Genomic DNA, 21,679 nt, shown 5'->3' on the forward strand with positions numbered 1-21,679 from the left:
AGGAACCGATTTCCGTCACCGGGACAGCACCGGGGCGGGCGCGGTGCCGCCCATCCGGAGCGCACATCAGCGGCCGCCCGAGGCGGTGCGAACAGGCTGTTCGGGATCCAGACAGCCTGGCTTTGCCTGGGCCCTACCGGGCCGGTGGCTTCCTAGGCTCCAGGACGAAGCGGCCATCGCTCCTGAGAATGATTGCCATGGCTGCCTTGTGAGCCATGGGGCAGCGTTCCTCCCCCCGCAACACGGTTTGGCACTTTTCGACACTAATCGGGACCGATGCCGAACACCAAATCCCGGATCAGGCCGTCGAGCGGGTGTCGCATCCTACGCGAACCAATTGGATGCCTGAACAAAGTTGGTAGAAAAGGATGGACACATGATCGATCTGAGTGGGAAACGTGCATTGGTGACTGGAGGATCGCGGGGCATCGGGGCCGCGATCGCGTTAGCACTGGCGGAGAACGGCGCCGACGTTGCATTTACTTACTGGCGCTCCGCCGAGAAGTCTGATGCGGTAGTCAAGTCCATCGAAAGCATGGGGCGTCGCGCAGTCGCCATCCAAGCCGACAGCGCCGCCCCGGAGGCCATCAAGCGCTCAGTGAGCCAAGCCGTCTCGGCGCTCGGTGGACTCGATATCCTCGTCAACAGCGCGGCTATCGGCCACACCGGAACGATCGCCGAGATCGACGTGAACGACTATCAGGCCGTGATGGACGTCAACGTGCGAGCGCCCGTGCTGTTTGCGACAGCAGTTATCCCGCATCTCACCGAAGGGGGACGCATCATCACGATTGGTTCGGCCCTGGGAGAGCGGGTCCCATTCCCCGGCATAACGGTTTACGCGATGTCCAAAGCGGCACTTACCTCCTTCACCCGCGGTCTTTCGCGTGAACTCGGTCCGAACGGCATCACCGTGAATCTCGTGCAGCCCGGAGCGACCAATACGGATGCAAATCCGGCGGATGGGGAGGCTGCCGATTTCCAGCGAAGCCTGACGCCACTGGGACGCTACGCCGAGCCGCGCGAAATCGCGAACGCTGTGGTCTTTCTGGCAAGTCCCGCCGCGAGCATGATCACGGGCTCCATCCTGACCGCCGACGGTGGCGCAACCGCCTGAGCGGACTTGATGTTCGCAAGCGGGCCAATTGCGTGCTCGGCAATGCATCGAGCGCCCCATCGCCATTCGCGCTAAGCCCCGGCCTTGGCAGAGTCGGGTCGAGGACGACGTGAAGGAGGCAGCCCTGTGGACTCTGTGTTGAGAGGATTTCAAGCTAACCGCTCAACCACACCAGCTAGAAGGAGAAATTCCCGTGAAGGTTCGCAAGTTTGGCCTGCTGCCGGTTGAGACGCGGGCGTAGCTCACACCTACATGTAGCTCACCCTTACATATGGTCACGCGGTATTCGGGCGCTGCGCTCGCGCTCGAATACCTTGTGACCGTCAGCCAGTGCTTCAACCCGCTCCATAATCACCCATTCGGTCGTCGTGCAAGAGAGACGGGTGATGTATTGGCTTTGCGTTCTCCAGCCTTCCCGTTCGGCACAGCACGTCCAGCGGATCTCTGCCGTCAGCGACAGCGGGTCATCAGGAGCTATCGACCATACCTCCTGCCGGATGTCGCGCGTGCACAAGCCGTTGCCCGGATGGCGGCTAAGACCTGTATCCTCGCGCACCCGGTAGCGCGTCACGCCATTTTGCAGATCGCGTTCAACAGAGCGGCCCGATGATCCTTCCGTCAGGACCTCGTAACGGGGCAGAGGATCGGGATTGAATGGCTGCGCGATTTCGACCCTGCGATGCTCGCCAAGCAGCGGCACTCCCAATCGCAGCGTGGTAAGATCGATCGTCAGCGTTGCGTCGCAGGGCGGCGGCAGGATCGTCGGCCAATAGGCGCTGGACAACGACAGACGCAGACGGTGGCCGGGCGCAAAACGGTAGCCGCACGCATCGAGTACCAACTCGATTTCGACCGTCTCGCCCGGCTTCAGGGGCTGTGGTTTGGCATTGCCGTTGCGATGCGCGAGGTTGAGCACACCGTAGCTGACGCGCGTCGCCACACCATCGGGATGGACGTCAACGATCCTGACGGCAAGGTTGGCCAAGTCGGCATCGCTGGAAAGCGACAGTTTTACGAGTGGTTGACCAAAGACGACGCATTCTTCGGCAAGGACGGCGCTGTCGAAAATGAGTGATCCAGCATCGTCGATACGCTGGTCGCCGGCCATTTCCGAATCCGGCTTCAGCGCGAAAAACTCTCCCGCAGCGGTGCCCGTATCCTGAGGAGAGTTCAGGAGGGTATTTCCTTCAGCATGCGATGAATTGCACCGAGCGAGCCTGCCCGACGCGTCCAGGCTAAGGACGAGTGTGTCGGGAACGTCCCATCTGTCCATGGCAACCCAATAGCCCGGGTCGGTCTCGCGCCGGCGGCCGGGTCGCGGCCCGTCCAGGATATAAGCACGCAGCCTCGGCGTATCCTCCACCTTGTTGTCTTCTGCACACAGCCAATGCCGCCACCATGAAATTGCCTCGGCATGAAAATCGGCGCGGGGCTTCGGATCAGCAAAATGCGGATACTTGTGAACCCATGGACCGATCAGGCCCCAGGCCATCTCCGGCATCCCGGCAACCGCCTTCAAGGGCGTGTTGCGGTAGCCGTCGGCCCATCCGGCAATTACCAGTGCGGGAACGGAAAACCCGTCAAAATCCTCGCAGATCGACCCGTGGCGCCAGAAGTCGTCGCGGCGTTGGTGGGACAGCCACTCCTCCATGAAGAACGGCTCGCCTTCCAGACGCTCAAGCCACATGTCGCGCCAGCGTTCTCCGACGAGATCGGGATCGGGGGACCGCGACTGGAAGGCAGTCATCGTCGCCGCCCATGACAGTTGCGCCGATAGATGCGCTCCATTCTTGTAGTGGATGTCGTCATTGTAGCGGTCGACGGTGGACGACAGGGAAATCACGGCCTTGAGAGCAGGTGGCTTCAAGGCCGCAACCTGAAGCGCGTTGAACCCGCCCCAGGAAATTCCCATCATGCCGACATTGCCGTTCGACCAGTCCCGCGCAGCGATCCATTCGATAATCTCGACGGCGTCGGCAAGCTCGCGCGCGGTATATTCGCCGTCGATCACGCCGTCGGATTCTCCGCAACCGCGAATGTCGACACGCACGCCCGCGATGCCAGCCGCCGCGAAGACCGGATAGGTGGACTCGTCACGGGCGGCGGTGCCGTTGCGTTTGCGATAAGGCAGGAATTCGAGCACCGCCGGCACCCCGCCAGGAACCGTTTCGGGCATCCAGATGCGCGCGGCGAGCCGGGTGCCGTCTTTCAGGACGATCCACTCATTTTCAATGACACGGAAATTCCTGTTCGTCATGCGATCAACCACGAAAGCTCCACTCGGTGGCAAGCACACTATCCCGCCGCCGGAAAGTCGCGATCAATTCCAGGATTCAAGCCTCCAGCCAGACCCGGCTGGCAATGCGGCCATTGGAAAAGTCATTGCCAATATCGGGAACAAAACCCTTGAGATGGCTTGTGCAGGCGTTGATGAAGTCGTTGAATACCGGCAGTATCAAGCCGCCCTCATCTCGCACCATGAGCGCCATGTCACGGTAGAGTACGCGCCGCTTGGTCTCGTCCAGTTCACCGCGCGCCTGCACCACCATATTGTCGAAGTCGGGCCGCCTGAAGCGGGTGTCGTTCCACTCCGCGTTGGAAACGTAGGAAGTGGAATAGCGCGCATCCTGCGTCGGACGACCACCCCAAAAGGAGGTGCAGAACGGCTTGACGTTCCAGACTTCCGACCAGTAGCCGTCACTCGGCTCGCGCTGCACATTGATCTTGATGCCAGCCTTTTCCGCGCTCAATTGGAAAAGCTGGGCCGCGTCGACCGCGCCGGGAAACGCCGCCTCGGAAGTGCGCAGCAGGATTGGATCCTGAACGCCAGACTTCTTGAAGTGGAATGCAGCTTTGTCGGGATCGTAATTGCGCTGCTCTATATCGGTGGGCGCGAGCGCATAGTTGGCGTTGATAGGGTAATCATTGCCAATGGTGCCGAACCCGCCCAGAACCCGCTTGAGAATAGCCTCGCGGTCTATCGCATATTTGAGCGCCAGACGCAGATCATTGTTGTCGAAGGGCGCGGTGTCGCAATGCATCAGGAAGGAATAGAACCCCTTGCCGGAGGTGCGCAGGATCTCGACGCCCGGAACCCGCTTCAGCAACGGCACGATCTTGGGTCCGACGGTGCTGATGAAATCGACCTGACCGGACCGCAAGGCGCTGGTCCGCGCGGTCAGGTCGTTCATCACGGTAATAAGGACGCTGTCGACGTAGCCCCGATCCTGGCGCCAGTCGTCGGTGTTTTTTTCGAAAGCGGCGCGAATGCCCGGCTCGAACGCAACCAGCTTGTAGGGGCCAGTGCCGATCGCTGCCGCCGGCTTTTCCACGCCACCGCCTGGCTGGATCTGAAGATGGTAGTCCGTAAATATCAGCGGCAAGTCAGCGTTGGCCTCCTTCAGCGTCACCACCATGTCGCCCGCCCGTTCCTCGATGCGGTCTATCCCCGACAGCAGACCGAGTGCGCCCGATTGCGATTTCTTTCCGGCGTGGCGGCGCAACGTCTCGACTGCATCGCTAACAGTAAATGCCTTGCCATCGTGGAAACGAACGTCCTTGCGTATCTTGAAGGTCCACTCCTTGGCGTCGGCCGACGGAGACCAGGATTCGGCCAGCGAGGGGACCGCCGCGCCCGTCTTGGGATCGGATTCGACCAGCGTATCGCCCCAGCAATGCGCGATCACGAAATTGACGCTGGAGGACGCCAGGGCCGGGTCGAGCGTATCGGCGGAGGCGCCGCCATCGAGCCCCAGCCGCAATTGTCCGCCCCGCACTGGCGTTTGCGCCACGGCCGGTGACGCCAGCGAGCCTGCGGCTGCGACAAGGCCCAGAGCCACCCCCGCTTGAAGAAGATCACGGCGTGAGAGACTCGATAACCTGCTGGAAGCGCTCATTGGGTTCCCCTTTGGAGTGAAGGCTTGTGGCCGATACTAGGCAGAGCCCGCGGCAACGCAATTTCGTCGCTTGAAGCGTTTTTAAGCGAGTTTATACTGTCTCCATGGGCAACCCATGGGCCAATTTCAGCAGCAACCTAAAACTCGCCTGCAGCACGCACAGATCGGTATCCGATTTATGCCGCACCATCGGTATCAACCGGCAGCAGTTCAACCGCTACCTCAATGCGGGAGCCCTTCCTTCCGCCCATAATCTCCTGACGATCGCGTCAGCCTTTGGCCTCGAACCAGCCGATTTCGACCTTCCTCCGGGTATGTTCCGCAGCAAATTGGGTGAGCGGCACCGACAGGGCGACCTTAAAGGCCCGCTAGCGGATGCCTTTCCGGGCGACCTGCATGCACTCGAACCCTATCTCGGATTCTACCAGGCATGGCACACGTCGCTGTCCTGGCCTGACCGGATCGTCTGTGCCTGCGCTCACCTGCGCGAGAATGGCGGACAAGTTCTGGTTTCCACGCTTGAGCGCATCGAAGATACCGAAAACGGCATCGTGCAGCGTTCACGGTACATCGGGCTGGCGGCGTATCGCCACGAGCGCATCTTCCTGACGGAACTGACGCGCGGCGAGGCCCCTACCTTTGGACAGACGATCCTCATGCCGTTCGAAACGTACCAGCGGCGTTACCTGCGGGGCGTCACTATGGGCATATCGTGGCGAGCCAACAATCTGCCCTACGCCACCCGCACTGTCTGGCATTATCTGGGGAAACGCGTCAGCAAGAGAAGTCTTATATCGCGTTGCGGCATCTATTCGCCCAATTCCACAGCGCTACCCCCGGCCGTGCTGTCCTACCTGACCGAGGCCCAGCCGATTGCCGCCGCGCCTGTGCAGGCACCAAGAGCGGATCGCCGTGCGCCTCCCTGAGCCACGACAGGGTGCGGCTCATCGCGTGAGCCGGATCCTGAGCGCAGCCCCGCATGATGTCGAGCGGCCGATCCGAAAATTACCGGAATCCCGGCTGACCTTTGTTGTCAAGGCAAACCGGAGACCCAGTCGTTTTACAACCGGAATTTCTAAAGCTCTTGGTCAGTTGGTAGCGAGTAGATATCCGCTGTATGGAACTCAAAGTCGCGATAGAGAAAGCCCGCCATCGGCGTGGACAACCGAGCCGGTCGCAAACACAAAATCGCCACCGACTAGCCTGCGCACGATCCGGGAGACATCCTCGGCCCCTCCCCATCTGCGTTCAGACCATCCTCTATCAGCGCGTCAGAGGTGGCCCCTGCCGTCTTGGGTGTACGGATGATGCTGGGACGCACCTCCTATACGCCGACGCCATGTAGTGCGAGCCCTATTGCGAACAGGTTTACGAGCACCGGCAGCGCTGCTTCGGACAAGCAACGGTCTCGCGTTCGACAAACGCCATCGCCGCGCTGACCGACGAGATCACGACGATCGACCGGGTCCGGCCGTCGTCGGCTTTTGATTCTACCATCCGGCGTGCGATGCTCTGGGTCAGAGAGAAAGTTCCACGCAGATTGACCGCGAGCGCGTCATCCACGAAGGGGGGTCGAATCGCCAGCAGGCCGCCTCTTACTCGGGCTGGGATGCCCGTTCCCGGCGGGGAAGGAGGGCGCAAAGCCGATGTTCAGCGAGCTAATCTTCTATTTCCGATTGGGTACCACTGCGAAAGTGAGCGATGCCCGCCTTGAAAGGCGGTCAAACCAAGGACCGATCATCGGTTAGGTTCACGTTGGATAACGATGATCTATGGAACTCATTTCATTGTGGCGGTTATTGCGGCTTTCCTGTCAGCATAGGGTGTCCGCGGCTCGTATCGAAATCTCCCGGATGTGCTGACGGAAAACCTGTCGGAACTCCCTGAAGTTATCGAACCCGAGAGCAGTGGCCACTCTGACCACGGTTGAGGGCGACACTCCGCATCGGTCCGCAAGCGATTGCGCGGTGCCGAATGCTACAATTTCCGGATGGGCGAGAGCCGTGCGTGCGACGCGCTCCTGTCGCTCTGGGAGGCTAAGCCTGGTTGCTACAATCATATCCTTTAGCTCGGCGATGTTCGTCGGGTTTCGAATGGTTTTTTCCGTGCTCATGATTGTGCTTCCGATGCATGTTCGGCTATGACTTATTGGGAAGGGCCGTCGGAGGTTGACATCTAACCCCTGAACTTTGCCTGGATGGAACACAGGCCTGCGCTATGTACTCTCTCGGAGGCGCGATCGCGGGGTCACGCCCGCTTCGACGACGAGCCATCCGGCACAATCCGCACAAGGCGGACGACCGGATCGAAGTCTACGAAACCGTCCCTTCGGATGGCGAACATTCCCGTCCGCACCATCGTTGAAGCTGATATCCTGCGGCCGGTACCTGTTATTGCAGCAGCTCGTTGATCAAGTCCTTCGCGTGCACCATCCTCCGGTAAATCAGTAAGTATGCGGCGGCATGATCCGAAGTTCGGGGCGCCGCTAGTCTAGATCGGACAGGAGGAGGATTTTGCTTCTCTGAACGGTCAGCCAAGAACCTCTGCCAATTTCACGGGGAATCCGTTCTTTGCAGACTGGGTTGCAGCTTCCGCCATGGCGAGTGCTGCGACACCATCATTAAGGTTGACCGGCAGAGCCGAGCCTGTCTTCACAGCGTTGACAAATGCTGCCCATTCCGCCGCATAGGCGGGCATGTAGCGTTCGAGGAAGAAATAGGTGGGCTTTGCGCCCGTGACTCCGGAAGTCGTGGACTTGACCAAGGTGTTTTCCAACATGTTCTGCGCCTGTAGCAGCCCTTCGGAGCCGAGAAGCTCCAGCCGCTGGTCATAACCATAGACGGCTCGGCGGCTGTTCTTGATGACGGCGATTCGGCCATCCGCATAGGCAAGGGTCACGACGGCGGTATCGACGTCGCCTGTCGCGCCAATTTCCGGATCGACAATCGATGTACCCACCGCCGAGACGGAGACCGGCGCTGTCCCCATAATGAAATTAGCCATGTCGAAATCATGGATCATCATGTCGCGGAAAAGACCACCCGAAACCTTGATATAGGCGATCGGCGGCGGCGCGGGGTCGAAAGAGGTGATCGAGAGCAGTTCCGTCTTGCCGATTTCACCACGGTCGGCTGCTGCCTTGAGAGCCGAAAAGTTGGGATCGAAACGGCGGTTGAAGCCTATCATCACCGGCTTGCCGGTAGCGGCGGCCACCTTCTGACAAGCCTGTGCCCTTGCAAGGCTGAGGTCGACAGGCTTTTCACAAAGCACGGCCTTGCCCGCTGCCGCCGCCCGCTCGATCAAGTCGGAATGGGTATCGGTGGAGGTGGCAATCAGCACGGCATTGATGGCGGGATCATTGAGGATCGCATCGGTCGAGCGGGCTTCGGCGCCATACTGGGCCGCGATCTTCTCAGCGGCGGCCTGATTGATGTCGGAGACAGCCGCAAGGCGGCTGCCGGGATTGGTGGAAATGGCGGTGGCATGGACGCCAGCAATACGGCCTGCGCCTAAAAGGCCGACGTTCAGGATGGTGGATGACACGGATGATCCTCTCAGGAAAACAACCTCAGATAGTGAAAGCGGTGCGGAAGGCTTCGAGTGCAGCTTCCGGATCACCGGAGGCAAAGGCTTCCATACCGACCGGCCCCGCGTAGTCCATGGATTTCAGGGCTTTTGCGACGCCATGCCAGTTCACTTCGCCCGTGCCCGGCTCGCAACGGCCGGGATTATCAGCCACCTGAACTTCCCCGATCCAGGGCAGGCAGGCTTCACACCAGCGGATAAGATCACCTTCACCGATCTGGGTATGGTAGAGATCGAGGTTAATTCGCAGTTGCGGGCGGTTGACGGCTGCAACGAGCGCAAGCACGTCTGCCGTCGAGCCGAAGGGGCAGCCGGGATGATCGATTGGGTTGAGGTTTTCTAACGTGAAGACCTGACCCTCGGCTTCTGCCAGATCGCAGATGCGGTTGAGTGTATCGCGAGCCCGCTGTTCCTTGCCCGGCGCGGAGGCACCGATCTTCGGGATCGGAATGCCCATGTCGCCAAGCCCTGTGCCATGCAGATTGAGGCGGTGGACACCGAGTCGCTTGCCGACCTTCGCCGTTTCCGTGGCAGACGCCAAAAGCATCTCACAACCTTCTGCATCGGTGAGGCGACCTTCGAGATAGCCATTCATGATAGTGAAGGTGGCACCGGTTTTTTCAAGCGCATCAAGATTCCAGGCGGGCCAGTTCCAAAGGCCGACGCCGAAGCCCATTTCTTTCAGGCGGCTTGCCCGCCATTCGATTGGTTTGTCGCGCCAGAGCATTTCGGCGCAAGCGGCAAGTTGGAAGCTCATCTTAGATTTCCTGAAGTTTGAAATCGGCCGATGCAACCGGCATGACGCCCTTGAGAAGGGCCACGGAATTTTCGAGGCCCTCAAGTGAGTTGAGAAGCACGTCCTCATGCTCGATTGAAAGCCAGCCGTCGTAGCCAGCCATCTTCAGGCGATAGCAAAACTGTCGCCACCACTTCTCACTGTGGCCGAAGCCGAGTGTGATGTATGACCAGGAGCGGGCTGGAATGTCGGTCAGGTTGCCGTTTTCGAGGAGGCTGGTCACTGCCTGTTTGGGCGCGTTCAGGAATGTGTCCTTGGCATGGACGTGATAGACGGCCTCCCCCAATGCCTCGGCTGCTATCAGCGGATCGGCTCCCATCCAGAAGAGGTGCGAGGGATCGAGGTTCGCGCCAACGACGGGGCCGACTTCTTGACGGAGTTTCAGGAGCGACGGCACATTGTAGACGCACTGGTTGCCATGCAGTTCGAGCGCAATCTTTCCCACACCGCATTCATTTGCCAGCGCCACGATCTCGGTCCAGAACGGGAAGAGTTTTTCTTCCCACTGGTATTTGAGGATAGCTTGCGTTTCCGGAGGCCAGGAAGAGACGACCCAGTTTGGCATGGTATCGGACGGATTGCCCGCAGGCAGGCCAGACATGGTGCAGACCGTCTTGATGCCCATCTCGCCTGCGACCCGGATGGTGTTCTTCAGACCTTCGCCCTGAGCCGGATCGGACGGGTGAAGCGGATTGCCATTAGCATTGAGGCTGATCACATCAAGCCCACGATCTGAAAAGCCCTTGAGGAAGTCCTTCTGCGCGACCGGGTTACCCAGCATGGATTTGAGATCGAAATGCGGTGCGGTCGACCAGCCGCAGGTGTTGACCTCAATACCGGAGACGGCCATGCGTGCAGCGTTGTCGAGAAGGTCGTCGAGCGGCATGCCGCCGAGGCTGTCAGATACAAAACCCAGTTTCATTCGTAGAACTCCGGCTTGGAAATCATGGTGACGACCTGCTTCTGCCCGGAAGCGAGTGCCGTTACGCCTGCCTCGGCGGCAACTGCAGCGGCATAGCCATCCCAGCAGCTTGATGCGATTTCGGGAAACGCGTCTGTGTCGACGAAGCGTAGGAAGGCGCGGTTCTGGCGGCGATAGGCATCGAAATAGCGGGTCCGCCAATCGGCATCGTAGCCGGTGTGGACGCCAAGCGAGCGTTCGAGATGGGTATAAGCGACATGGCTCATGGAAATACTCGCCTGCTCGCCCACGAGCTCGGCACGAACGTCGTAGCCGTACGCAGCGTTGTTGTTGATCTCGATGTTGACGAGCTGGCCATCGACGGTTTCGAGGACCATCAAGACCGGCGCGACGCGTCGATCAGAGCGCTTCGGCTGGAAGGCAGAGATCCAGGCATATTCGGTGCCAAGTACATGGCGCACGACGTCGAACTCATGCGGGGCGGAATTGGTGATTGCCATGGCACCGGTGAAGTCGGAGGCTGGCGTTTCCACATTGCGGTGGAAGTTGTGCATCATCAGGACTCGGCCGAGCGTGCCATTTTCAATTGCCTCTTTCATCTCGACATAGGACTGGTCGTAGCGCCGCATGAAGCCGAGCTGGACGAACTTTTGACCAACTTCCTGTTCGGCCTGCATGATCGAGAGGCATTCGGCCGAGGACTGCGATAGGGGCTTTTCGCAGAGCACCTTCTTGCCCGCGCTGATGCAGGCGAGTGACAGAGGCGCATGAGTGAAGTCCGGGCTCGCGACGATCACCGCATCCACATCGGCACGGGCAATCACGCCTTCCGGATTACTTGCAACGTCTGCCGCACCATGGGCATCGGCCACCTTGCGAGCGCGGACTTCATCCATGTCGCAGACCACCTGAAGGCACGCGCCCGGCATTTCCTCCACGACGATCCTGGCGTGGTCAGCGCCCATCAGCCCTGCACCAATGACTGCTACACGCACCATTGGACAAACTCCTTGCGTTCGGTTGGTACAAAGCCCAACCGCTTTCCATTCAACAAATTCCGCTACCTGGCGGCTATGCCCATATTCACTCAGTGAGCGGGGGGTGGCGGAAGACCGTCATGGGTCTCCATATAGCCTTCAATAGAGGCTTCGAGACTCGCCATGGATTCACCACCGGCCATCAGATCAGCGATCTGCTCGCGTGTCTTTTCCCCCTTGCGGAAGTCAGCTGCAATTGCACCACGAATGAGCACTGCGAAGTGATCGCCCACTGCCATGGCATGCATCACCTGATGGGTGATGAAAATAACCGCCAGGCCACGACGCTTAGCTTCATTGACGATACGCAGTACGTGAGCAGCCTGCTTGACGCCGAGGGCTGCCGTCGGCTCGTCAAGAATGAGAACACGAGCTCCGAAATAGACAGCACGGGCAATCGCGAGCGACTGGCGTTCCCCTCCGGACAGGCCACCGACCAAACGATTACCGTCGGTGATGCGTGTGATCCCCATTTTCTGAATCTCTGCAACTGCCACTCGAGCGGCGGTTTTGCGGTCGAAATATTTGAACGGTCCCCAACCCTTTGTCGGCTCCGAACCCATGAAAAAGTTACGTGCTATGGACATCAATGGATATGTCCCACCGAATTGGTGAACCGTAGCTATCCCGCGTTCCTGAGCCTCACGGGGACTGGAGAACAGTGCGGGCTGACCATCCATCAGAATTTCGCCACGCGTCGGCTGATAGACACCAGACAGCGTTTTGATGAGCGTCGACTTACCCGCGCCGTTGTCGCCGAGCAGGCAGAGCACTTCACCTTCACCGACCTTGAGGCTGATATCGTTCAGAACATCAATATGGCCAAACGATTTGTCGACGCTTCGAAACTCGAGAACGGGTTTCTTATCGGACATTGCCGCTCTCCCTATTTCTTCTTGAACGTCGACCAGCTGGTGGCCAAGTGACGAAACGTGTCATTGAGCAGGACAGCGATCAAAAGCATGACACCGATAATTAGGAAAGACAGGTTTCTGTCGATCTCTGTGAAACCAATAGCTTGGGTAACAATGGAAAGGGTGAGCACCCCGAAGACAATGCCCATTACAGTACCAAAACCACCCGTGAGGAGAACGCCACCTACGACCACGGCGATAATGGTGTTGAAGATTAGGCCAAAATTGGCCTGAGACGTTGCGGAGCTGAATGTCATCACCTGAAGGACGCCAGCAAAGGTCGCCGACATGGAACACAGCATGAAGAGTGCAATCTTCATCCTGGCTACAGGAATACCTGCGTTTCTCGCGCTTTCTTGGTCTCCACCAAGAGCAAAGACCCAGCTTCCCTTGGGAGAGTAGTGCAGAAAGAAGACGAATGCTGCGACAAGCCCACCCCACCAGAAGACGGAAGAATTGAAGCCATATACCTTCCCGCCGAAGAGCGATTTAGCCCAATCTGGCGCATGATAGAAGGAATTGGTGTTGTTGATGAAGAAGATCGACAGGTAGAGCGTGAGGCCTGCCACTGCAAAGAGCGTCGCCAATGTCACTATGAACGACGGCACGCGCGTGTGGGTTACGATGTATCCATTGATGAAGCCGATCAGTGCACCGATGGCAAGCGCTGCAGCTACACCGACAAGCACAGGCATCTGATAGTGCTCGCAGACAATAGCAACTGTCATCGTGGAGGCGGGAAGTACAGCACCGGTTGAAATATCGAGTTCACCGGCAATCATCAGGAACCCGACCGGAATTGCAATCATTCCTATGAGTGACGCGAAGTTCACCCACGTAGTTACACCAGCCACGGACAAAAAGTTGCGGCTATATCCGAACATCGCAAAAAGGATGAATACAGCCACGAAACCCATGAAAGCACCAGCGGCAGGGGTGCGAAAAAAGGCCTTGATGGATGAAATGGCCGATTCACTCTCGATGGCGGGTGTTTCAACGGTGCTGGTTCTCAGGTTTGTGGCGGTCATGGAAGCAAAATCCTCAGTTGCCGCAGACGAAGTTGCATAGAGGGAGCATGGATGAGACCCGGCCAGGTTAGCGGCCAGGTCTCAGCCTCGGGCCAGCCTCAACGTGCGCCGAGTTTGACGCCTTCGATTGCCGAAGCAACATTGGTCTTGTCGACAATCGCGGGGCCAGTCAGAACCGGCTTCGTCGCAATCGCAGTGCCGAACTTCAGGTTTGCAAACAGCATGGAGGTTGCGAGGAACCCCTGCAGATAAGGCTGCTGGTCGATTGCGAAGGTCTGGGTGCCCTTTGAAATGCGATCCAGAACCGAGGCCGACATATCAAAGGTGCCAAGCTCAATCTTGCCGGTCTTGCTCTGCTGTTCGATGGAGCTAGCGGCAGCGTCTGCAGCCCATGCGGCGAGCGTGATGACGGCGTCGATGGACGGATCGGCGATCAGCTCGGATTTGATTGCTTCAGAGGTACCATTCATGTCCTGGTCAAGGTTAGCAGGAACACGGAGGATGAAGGTGTCTGCGCCAGCTTTCTTCGCACCGTCTTGAACGCCCTTGCAGCGGGTCTCGAGATTTACGGCACCTGGGTTCTGGATGTGGCAAAGGATTTTCTTTGCGCCATGAGAAGCGAGATACTTCCCACCCTCAACCCCTGCCAGATATTCGTCCGACCCGAAATAGTTTAGCGAGCCGTAATTATCCATCTCACTCTGGCCAGCGTTGAAAGAGATGATCACCACGCCCTTCTCCCGCGCAGCCTTGAGGGCAGGGGTTTCGGATTCTGGAAGCCAGTTCGGGATAGCAATGCCTTTAGCACCCTGGGCTACTGCCTGTTCGATTAGCGAAGCGAGGTCCGGCCCGAAGTTGTCATAGTTTTGGGTCTGCATGAAATTGACGGTGCCGCCATTAGCCTTGACCATCAGCGAAGCATCATCGACGCCCTTCTTGACCATGTTCCAGAAGCCATCTTGGGCCGAACCCACGATGACGGCGATATCCGTGTCACCCGCTTGAGCGCTGGATGCCAGCATGAATGCCATGGCTGCGGTAGCGATTTTCTTGGTGAACGACATGTCGAATTCCTCCTCAGGTTAAAGCCGCATGGCTGCGGCTCGACATACTTTTTTGCCTTTTTTTGGCCGTGCGGCCGATCCCGGTAGACACGCGCAGGTCCGCGATCTCAACACAACGACGTTGAGCCTCCTCGTCCAAATTGTGCGCTGGGCCTCCCCCCAAAGCGCTGACGGCTCCTAGATCGCTGAGCACCGCCAACGCGTAATGAATGCTACGTTGACATCGTTCAGGTCAATCTGGATTACTATCGCTTCAGAATTTTCGTCTCAAATCATTTCGAAAACTTGTATGGATGATATTTTTTGAGATGCCGAAACCAGAGTAATGGAATTTTTGACATGAAGAGACCAACCATTCCAGACTTGGCAAAAGCTGCAGGTGTATCCGTGTCAACGGTCAATCGAGTACTGTCCGAACCTGAATCGGTCCGGAGCAATACACGCACACGCGTTTTGGCAGCCGCTGAGGAAATCGGCTTCTATGGACTTGGCACCATCAAGCAGGCGGCGAAGGCACAAGAGGTGATTCTCCGTGTTGGGGTTTTGCTGCAGCGACGGGAGAGACGCTTCTATCGCCTACTCGGCGATTCAATTGCGCAAGCTGCGAAAGTTCATCCTGCCTGCAATATCGATCTGACGGTCGAGTACATGGAAGACCTCACGCCGGAGAAAGTCGCGGCACATATTCAGTCGCTCGGAGGGCGGTGCGAAGCACTTGCGATTGTAGCGCCGCAGCATCCTGCCGTTGCTGACGCGATTGACGCAGTTCTTGAAAGCGGCGTCCCGGTCGTTTCACTTATCGGCCCCCTCACGTCCAAGGGAGGCATCAGCTTTGTGGGGCTCGATAATTGGAAAGTAGGACGCACCGCTGCATGGGCGTTTGACCGCATGGTGAGAGAGCCGGGGAAAATAGGCATTCTTGTGGGCAGCCACCGATTGCGAAACCAGGAAATGAACGAAAGCGGGTTTCGTTCTTACTTCCGTGAACATAATTCGGGATTCACGCTGCTCGAACCGTTGCCAACTTACGAGTCAGCCGTGGTTGCCCGTGAACATGTCGAAAAGCTGCTGACAGACCATCCGGATATGTGCGGACTATTCATCTCAGGGGGTGGTGTTACAGGTGCTATAGCCGCACTCAGGGCTACTCCAAAACGGGAAGACTTCGTTACCGTAGGCTATGAACTCTTTGAAGATACGCGGGCTGCTTTGATAGACGGTACGATTTCGCTGATCCTGTCACACCCCATAGAGCGTTTTGCATCAGAGACTATTGCAACCCTGGTGAAGGCGAAGAACGCAGGTCCTGATAACGGGGTATTTAGGATCACGTTTCCATTCGATATGTACAGCCCGGAGAGCGTTTGATGACGACTTGGCTCTTAAGTTGGCCATCCAAACGGCAGGCTGGGATGCACCTACCTCTTCACGTCCGCTTTGAGGCGCAAAGCAGTTATCATCGCCTGAACCCTTCAATGGCAACTTCGGGTCACGACGAGAAGTCCGCAGTGACGGCGCCGGCATTCGCCACAGGTCTCGATCCGACGGGGTCGCGGGTGCAACAAGCTGTTGCACACCTCTGCTATCTATAACGCCCATGCCTGACCCGAACTACGTCACCCCTGAAGAAGTCATCGCTCGCTATCGCGGGACAGGTAAGCGAAGGAACTCTTCGCAACTAGCGTTGCATGCGGATCGGGCGATCGTTGCCAAGATCGGCAAAGCAATCCACTATCCAAGCGGCGAGTTGGATCGCTGAGACAAATCGATCCTCGTCGTCTGCATACCCACACGCGAACTGCCGCGGGAAAAGGCGGCACCGCCAAAGTAGCAGAGAGGCCGTTCAGTCGTTCCGAGGTCGCTGGCTAGATAGATAGGAGGGGACAGGGGATTTCTATCTAGACGCACTCGACCTTCCGCCGGGGTCGGGGCAATACCGCGAAGGCGATCTGGGCGGTTGGAGATTTCCCCGAACTACTACGACGATCTCGAAGCTCGCCTCGGGCTCGAACCTGAATTCACCAACCGGTTGCGAGCCCGAAACATCCTGTTCGATTGCGATTAGGGCGGCGACTATTTCCAGCTCTACAGCCAGACCTACAGCGAAGGTTTCTTCTGCGAGATCGTCGAGCGTCGCGACTATCGCGGCTATGGGCGGCCAATGCGCCGTTCCGCATTGCCGCCCAGAAGCGAACACTGCGGCCTATAGGCATGCCAAGGATCTTGCCGTTCGACGTCACCGAAAAGCGAAATTTCCACTTGGGTCAAAAGCTGCCTTGGCTCCGCTTCGCTACTGGTGCAAACGTGCCGCCTCGCCTCTGGGCTTTTGGGATGCGGCTAGACCTGCTCAACGGCCGACATGCGCCGCGAAGCTGCCCTTCGCGTCGTGAATGATGGGCTTCGGCACTGGGTAAAAGGGGGGCTAGACTATCAGGTGGACATCCATGCTGACATTGTGAGCACGCCATGATAGCACGAGTCACCCTCGGGGGATGCAACTGCTTAGCGCCCAGTAGGCACCTTTCGGCTTAGTCATGCTCAGCCAGACCGAAACCAGCGTAGGGCTTCAGTGGGACGATTTCGAAATCGAGCATCCCTGCCCTCGCCAGCGGCAGCGTCCCCAGCTTCTTGTGAACTTCACCCATTGCCTCGACCACCTGGCAAGCGCCGGGCATGTCGCCGCGATGCCAGATCTGGCGCGTGAAGCCGATGCTATAGAGATGGCGGGCTTGTGCACCCTCGCTGGGCACCAGCCGTTCGAAATCCGCGTTGCTGAACTGGTCCGTTCGGCGGCGAGACAAAACAAGAAATTGCATCGGCCTGGTCTCCGAAGACTTACGCTACTGCTGTGATCACGTGGCGGGCATGTGCAGACCGGACCCCCTTGACCAGATCTGCGCCCTTTTCGCCGATCATCATCGTTGGCCCATTGGTGTTGCCGCTGATCAGGACCGGCATGATCGATGAGTCGATCACCCGCAGACCGTCGAGTCCGCGCACGCGCAGGTCGGGATCCACGACTGCGGTTTCGTCGACGCCCATCTTGCAGGTGCCAACAGGGTGATAGTCGCAGCAGGCATATTGCCTGATATAGGCCATCAGATCCTCGTCGGTTCTGGCGTTCGGCCCAGGCAATCTTTCGACCTTGATGAACTTGGCGATTTCGCTCTGCGCCAGCACATCGCGGATGATCCGCACAGATTTCAGCGCCATGCCGCGATCGTAGGGATCGGATAGATAGTTGGGGTCGACCAGCGGCTCGTCGGCGGGGTTCGATGAGCGCAGGTTCACCGAGCCGATGCTACGTGGCCGAAGGAATGTCGAGTTGATGGTAAAACCATGTCCGTCGAGCCGCGTCTGGCCGCCGCGCACCACCATCGCTGGCGCGATGTGAATCTGAAGGTCGGGCCGCTTCGCTCCCTCGCTCTGGAAGAAGCCGCCGCCCTCGACGATGACCGAGGCGGCAGGGCCATTGCGATAGAGCAACCAGCGAATGCCGTGCAGGAGCGCCTTGGGATAGCGATCCTGGCCGTCATAGCTGATCGGATCCTTGAGCGTCACATGGACGTTGGTGCAGAGATGGTCCTGGAGGTTCCGACCGACACCGCTGAGATCGGCGATTGGCGCGATCCCAAGAGCTTTCAACTCGTCGGCAGGTCCGATACCGGACAGCATCAGCAGGCGGGGCGAGTTGATGGCTCCTGCCGATACGATCACCTCGCTTTCGGCCCGCAGCACCTCCCGCGATTTGCCCTCGGAAAGCTCGACGCCGACGGCGCGGCCGTTCTCGACAACGATCCTTGTAACCCGGGCATGTGTCCTGACCGTCAAATTGGGCCGTCTGCTGACGGGATGCAGATAGGAGACGGCGGACGAGCGGCGGCGGCCATCGCGACAGGTGACCTGGTAGAAGCCGGCGCCGTACATGGTGTCGCCGTTGAAGTCTGGATTGAACGGCAGGCCATATTGTTGCACGGCGCGGACAAAGGCCCGGGTCAATGGGTGCGGGCCGACCTGATCCGAAACTGCGAGCGGACCGCCCTGCCCGTGATAGCGATTGGCGAGCCGGTCATTGTCCTCGGATTTACGGAAATAGGGCAAAACATCCTCATAAGCCCAGCCGTCGTTTCCGCGTGCTGCCCAATTGTCGTAGTCCTCCTTTTGGCATCGGATGTAGATCATCGCGTTGATCGAGCTCGAGCCACCAAGCGTCTTGCCTTGCGGATACCAGATGGAGCGGTTGTCGAGGTTCTTCTGCGGCACCGTGTGGAACCGCCAGTTGACGCCCGGTCCGAACAGCTTGCCGATGCCGCCAGGAATATGGATCATCGGATTCCAATCCCGGCTGCCAGCCTCCAGCAGCAGGACATTGACGTCAGGATCCTCGGACAGGCGGTTTGCCAGCACACAACCGGCCGAGCCCGCGCCGACAATAATGTAATCCCACATATTCTGCCTCCACTCGCGCCCGAAGGCACCTTCTCCGTCCGCGCAACGAAACCCGGGCGGACCTTGCTCCCTCAGTCCTATTTGCCCCTGAAGGCCGGCGCCCGTTTCTCGGCAAAGGCTCGCAGGCCTTCAATCCGGTCCTCCTTGCCGAATGCCTCGACGGTCAGCCGGTGCTCAATCTCGAGCCCGCCTTGCAGTTCGGTTTCGAATGCCGCCAGAACGGCCTTCTTGGCATAGGGCGTGATGGCAACCGACTTGGCGGCGATCGCAGCGGCGATCTCCAGCGCCCGTGGCAGGAGCCTGTCGGCCGCCATGACTTCGCTGACCAATCCTTTGCGCTCGGCGAGGGTCGCATTGACCATTTCGCCGGTCAGGACCATCTGCATGGCAAAGGATTTGCCGACGAGGCGTGGCAGACGCTGGGTGCCGCCATCGCCGGGAAACGAGCCGATCTTGATTTCAGGAGTCGCGAATTGAGCTGCCTGCGAGGCAATGATGATGTCGCACAGAAGCGCAAGCTCCAGCCCGCCGCCGAGCGCATAGCCATTCACGGCGGCGATAATCGGCTTGGAGAAGCCCTCTATGGCGCGCCAGCATGCCAGGCGCTCCGGATCGGTGTAGGAGGCGACGCCGCGTTCCAGCATGTCAGAGATGTCGGCGCCCGCCGCAAACGCGCGACCGGCACCCGTCAGCACCACGCAGCCGACTTCTGTGTCGGCGTCATAGCCAGCAAGCAGTTGGCTCAATTCGCCTAGCAGCGCTTTGGACAACGCGTTCAGCTTGTCCGGCCGGTTGAGCGTCAGCAGTCTGATGCCGGGCGCCGGTTCCACTGCCTGAACGAGGCGGTCCATCATCGATCAGGCGACCTTCCTGTAAAGCGTCTCCGAACGCAGACCAGCCTCGGCCAGCAGCCCCCGGATCTTCTCGATCTCGGCAGGGCCTGGCTTCAACAATGGGGGCCGGACATGAGCTTCGTCCAGTCGCCCGAGCAGCACCAGCGCCTCTTTCATGCGATTGTGCATGTCGAGAAGCGGCGCGTCATAGAAGGCCCGTACCGTCGGATAGATGCGGTCATTGATCGCCTTGGCAGTCTTGAGATCGTTTGCCTGCACGGCGCGGTACAGCGCAACCTGAAGGCTGGCGATGACGCTGCCGGCGCCCGACAAGAGCCCGTCGCAACCAAGCGCCAGCGAGCCGAGTAGCCAGGCGCTGTGGGTGGTGAGGGTGTTGACCGGACGGTCGAGAGCTTTCAATTCGCGGATCTGGCGTTCATGCAAATTGCCATCGCCGCACTGGTCCTTGATCGCGACGATCGAGGGAAAACGACGGCAGAGGTCGAGCAATGTCTGTAGCGGGTAGGCAAGGTTCGACGCCAGCGGATACTGGAACAGGATGATGGGAAGGTTGGAGGCATCGGAGATGCGCTTCAGATGCTCGACGATCATCTCTGGCCGCAGGTGCCCACCGAGCGTCATGAAGTCCGGCGGGAAAACCAGCAGCGCGTCGGCACCCTCCCGCGCGGCATAAGCAGCGATGCGCGCGGCCTCGAGGCTGGAGTTTGTGTAGACACCGACAATGGTCGGAACCTGATCCTGCAACACATCCTTGGTTACCACGATCGCGCGGTATTGCTCGTCGATGGTGAGCGCGTGCACTTCTGCCGCATGACCATTGATGGTGATGCCGGAAATACCTTCGACCGAGGAGACGTCAGCGAGGTGCTTGCGGTAGGCGCTCTCATCGACAGCCAGATCGGCGGTGAACGGCATCAGGCAGGCGGGAATGACGCCATGGGCAGCAAACGGTTTCTTATCGCTCATCATCCAGTTCCTATCTGAAATTTCGGGACGCCGCGCCAGTGCGGCGTCCCGTTGTCCAGGGAGGACTTAGAAGCCCTTGCCGATCATGTCGGCGATGTTGTCCGGGGTCACTGAGACCGTTGGCAAGGTGATCGTCTCCGGGACCTCTTCACCCTTCGCCACCTTGTAGGCGGTCTCGATCCCTTCCGGCGCCACGAATGGATAAACGAAGGTTGCGGCGAGCTTGCCCTGTTTGACCGCCTCGAAAGCAGTCTCCTGGCCGTCGATACCGACCACCGCCACTTCATTGAGCCGGCCGGCGGCCTCCAGCACCTGGATCGCGCCGAGTGCCATCTCGTCATTGTGCGCGTACACCGCCTGGATCTGGCCGGGACCAAACCGCTGCACCATGTCTTCCATGAACTTCACCGCCTTGTCGCGGGTGTAGTCACAGTTCTGCGATGCGACCACCTTCATGTCCGGGTGCTTTGCGATTGCTTCCGCAAACCCCTTGTTGCGATCGATGGTGGCCGATGCCCCCGCCGTCCCCTGCAACTCGATGATGTTGCCTTTGCCATTCAGTTTCTTCGCAAGGAACTCGCCCGCGCCGACGCCGAGCGGCAGGTTCTCGCCGCCGACATGGACGGTGACGGGCGTGTTGACCTTGCGGTCGAGAGTCACAACCTTGATCCCCGCGTCCATTGCCTCCTTGACGACCGGCGTCAGTGCCTGCTCCGTCAGCGGAGAGATCATCAGTACTTTGATGCCTTGCGCGATCAGGCTTTCGACGTCTGCCACCTGCTTGGAAGCATCGTTGTTGCCGTCAGTCACGATAAGATCGACATCCGGATAATGCTCGGCCGCGTACTTCTTGTTGCCCTCAACCATGGCGACGCGCCAAGGATGGTTCATGGTGCCTTGGCTGAAGCCGATCTTGATCTTGTCCTGAGCCAAGACCGCACCCGGCATCATGACGCCCAGTACCAGGGTGGCGGCAAGGGCAGTGGTGCGTAGGAAATGTCTGCGACTGGTCATTTTTTCACTCCTCCATTGTTTTTCATTTCAGGCTCCA

Annotated in this window: 19 protein-coding genes and 1 pseudogene; 4 read left to right on the forward strand and 16 right to left on the reverse strand. The window is 59.0% G+C overall.

Annotated features, from left to right (window positions below):
- Window positions 1-376: 376 nt before the first annotated feature.
- A complete protein-coding gene (locus AC1RZR_RS32035; protein WP_481827124.1) occupies window positions 377-1,117 on the forward strand; it encodes an SDR family NAD(P)-dependent oxidoreductase in 741 nt (246 codons plus the stop codon).
- 265 nt (window positions 1,118-1,382) lie between these two features.
- On the opposite strand, the gene AC1RZR_RS32040 is transcribed toward AC1RZR_RS32035, so the two are convergent.
- Together AC1RZR_RS32040 and AC1RZR_RS32045 are read right to left on the reverse strand one after the other, a co-directional pair.
- Window positions 1,383-3,374 (reverse strand): CocE/NonD family hydrolase, encoded by a 1,992-nt coding sequence (locus AC1RZR_RS32040; protein ID WP_481829169.1) that lies wholly within the window; start codon window positions 3,372-3,374, stop codon window positions 1,383-1,385.
- A 76-nt stretch (window positions 3,375-3,450) separates the two neighbouring features.
- Complete coding sequence (locus tag AC1RZR_RS32045; RefSeq protein WP_481827125.1) at window positions 3,451-5,013, reverse strand: ABC transporter substrate-binding protein; 1,563 nt, start codon at window positions 5,011-5,013, stop codon at window positions 3,451-3,453.
- A 104-nt stretch (window positions 5,014-5,117) separates the two neighbouring features.
- On the opposite strand from AC1RZR_RS32045, the gene AC1RZR_RS32050 reads away from it, so the two are divergent.
- Complete coding sequence (locus tag AC1RZR_RS32050) at window positions 5,118-5,939, forward strand: helix-turn-helix domain-containing protein (RefSeq protein WP_481827126.1); 822 nt, start codon at window positions 5,118-5,120, stop codon at window positions 5,937-5,939.
- A 442-nt stretch (window positions 5,940-6,381) separates the two neighbouring features.
- Here the strand turns inward: AC1RZR_RS32050 and AC1RZR_RS32055 are convergent, their stop codons facing one another.
- The 9 genes from AC1RZR_RS32055 to AC1RZR_RS32095 form a co-directional block, all read right to left on the reverse strand.
- On the reverse strand, window positions 6,382-6,576 hold the full coding sequence (locus AC1RZR_RS32055) for a hypothetical protein (protein WP_477271321.1): 195 nt from the start codon (window positions 6,574-6,576) through the stop codon (window positions 6,382-6,384).
- A 250-nt stretch (window positions 6,577-6,826) separates the two neighbouring features.
- A complete protein-coding gene (locus tag AC1RZR_RS32060; protein WP_477271323.1) occupies window positions 6,827-7,126 on the reverse strand; it encodes a MurR/RpiR family transcriptional regulator in 300 nt (99 codons plus the stop codon).
- 416 nt (window positions 7,127-7,542) lie between these two features.
- Window positions 7,543-8,544, reverse strand: coding sequence for an inositol 2-dehydrogenase (iolG, locus tag AC1RZR_RS32065; RefSeq protein ID WP_481829170.1), 1,002 nt, complete (start codon window positions 8,542-8,544; stop codon window positions 7,543-7,545).
- A 37-nt stretch (window positions 8,545-8,581) separates the two neighbouring features.
- A complete protein-coding gene (locus AC1RZR_RS32070; RefSeq protein WP_481827127.1) occupies window positions 8,582-9,355 on the reverse strand; it encodes a TIM barrel protein in 774 nt (257 codons plus the stop codon).
- A gap of 1 nt (window position 9,356) precedes the next feature.
- Window positions 9,357-10,316 (reverse strand): sugar phosphate isomerase/epimerase family protein, encoded by a 960-nt coding sequence (locus tag AC1RZR_RS32075; protein ID WP_477271327.1) that lies wholly within the window; start codon window positions 10,314-10,316, stop codon window positions 9,357-9,359.
- Window positions 10,313-11,314 (reverse strand): Gfo/Idh/MocA family oxidoreductase, encoded by a 1,002-nt coding sequence (locus AC1RZR_RS32080; RefSeq protein WP_481827128.1) that lies wholly within the window; start codon window positions 11,312-11,314, stop codon window positions 10,313-10,315. Before AC1RZR_RS32080 ends, AC1RZR_RS32075 begins: the two co-directional genes overlap by 4 nt.
- Before the next feature lie 89 nt (window positions 11,315-11,403).
- Window positions 11,404-12,228, reverse strand: a complete 825-nt coding sequence (locus AC1RZR_RS32085) for an ATP-binding cassette domain-containing protein (protein ID WP_481827129.1) — start codon at window positions 12,226-12,228, stop codon at window positions 11,404-11,406.
- 11 nt (window positions 12,229-12,239) lie between these two features.
- Complete coding sequence (locus AC1RZR_RS32090) at window positions 12,240-13,295, reverse strand: ABC transporter permease (RefSeq protein WP_481827130.1); 1,056 nt, start codon at window positions 13,293-13,295, stop codon at window positions 12,240-12,242.
- Window positions 13,296-13,393: 98 nt separating this feature from the next.
- Window positions 13,394-14,359, reverse strand: a complete 966-nt coding sequence (locus AC1RZR_RS32095) for a substrate-binding domain-containing protein (RefSeq protein WP_477271335.1) — start codon at window positions 14,357-14,359, stop codon at window positions 13,394-13,396.
- 339 nt (window positions 14,360-14,698) lie between these two features.
- Here AC1RZR_RS32095 and AC1RZR_RS32100 point away from each other — a divergent pair, with 339 nt between their 5' ends.
- A complete protein-coding gene (locus AC1RZR_RS32100) occupies window positions 14,699-15,727 on the forward strand; it encodes a LacI family DNA-binding transcriptional regulator (protein WP_481827131.1) in 1,029 nt (342 codons plus the stop codon).
- 589 nt (window positions 15,728-16,316) lie between these two features.
- A pseudogene (locus AC1RZR_RS32105) lies at window positions 16,317-16,579 on the forward strand (3-keto-5-aminohexanoate cleavage protein); the annotation flags it as partial.
- A 308-nt stretch (window positions 16,580-16,887) separates the two neighbouring features.
- On the opposite strand, the gene AC1RZR_RS32110 reads toward AC1RZR_RS32105, so the two are convergent.
- The 5 genes from AC1RZR_RS32110 to AC1RZR_RS32130 form a co-directional block, all read right to left on the reverse strand.
- Window positions 16,888-17,175, reverse strand: coding sequence for a hypothetical protein (locus AC1RZR_RS32110; protein ID WP_477271339.1), 288 nt, complete (start codon window positions 17,173-17,175; stop codon window positions 16,888-16,890).
- Between the two features lie 19 nt (window positions 17,176-17,194).
- Window positions 17,195-18,808, reverse strand: a complete 1,614-nt coding sequence (locus tag AC1RZR_RS32115) for a GMC family oxidoreductase (RefSeq protein ID WP_481827132.1) — start codon at window positions 18,806-18,808, stop codon at window positions 17,195-17,197.
- A 77-nt stretch (window positions 18,809-18,885) separates the two neighbouring features.
- A complete protein-coding gene (locus tag AC1RZR_RS32120; protein ID WP_481827133.1) occupies window positions 18,886-19,662 on the reverse strand; it encodes an enoyl-CoA hydratase-related protein in 777 nt (258 codons plus the stop codon).
- Window positions 19,663-19,665: 3 nt separating this feature from the next.
- Entirely contained in the window at window positions 19,666-20,628 is a 963-nt protein-coding gene (locus AC1RZR_RS32125) for a dihydrodipicolinate synthase family protein (RefSeq protein WP_481827134.1), read from the reverse strand.
- 66 nt (window positions 20,629-20,694) lie between these two features.
- The gene (locus AC1RZR_RS32130) at window positions 20,695-21,642 is read right to left on the reverse strand and encodes a substrate-binding domain-containing protein (protein ID WP_477271347.1); all 948 of its coding nucleotides are present in this window, start codon (window positions 21,640-21,642) and stop codon (window positions 20,695-20,697) included.
- Window positions 21,643-21,679: the final 37 nt, after the last annotated feature.

Source organism: Mesorhizobium bavaricum (assembly GCF_056781655.1).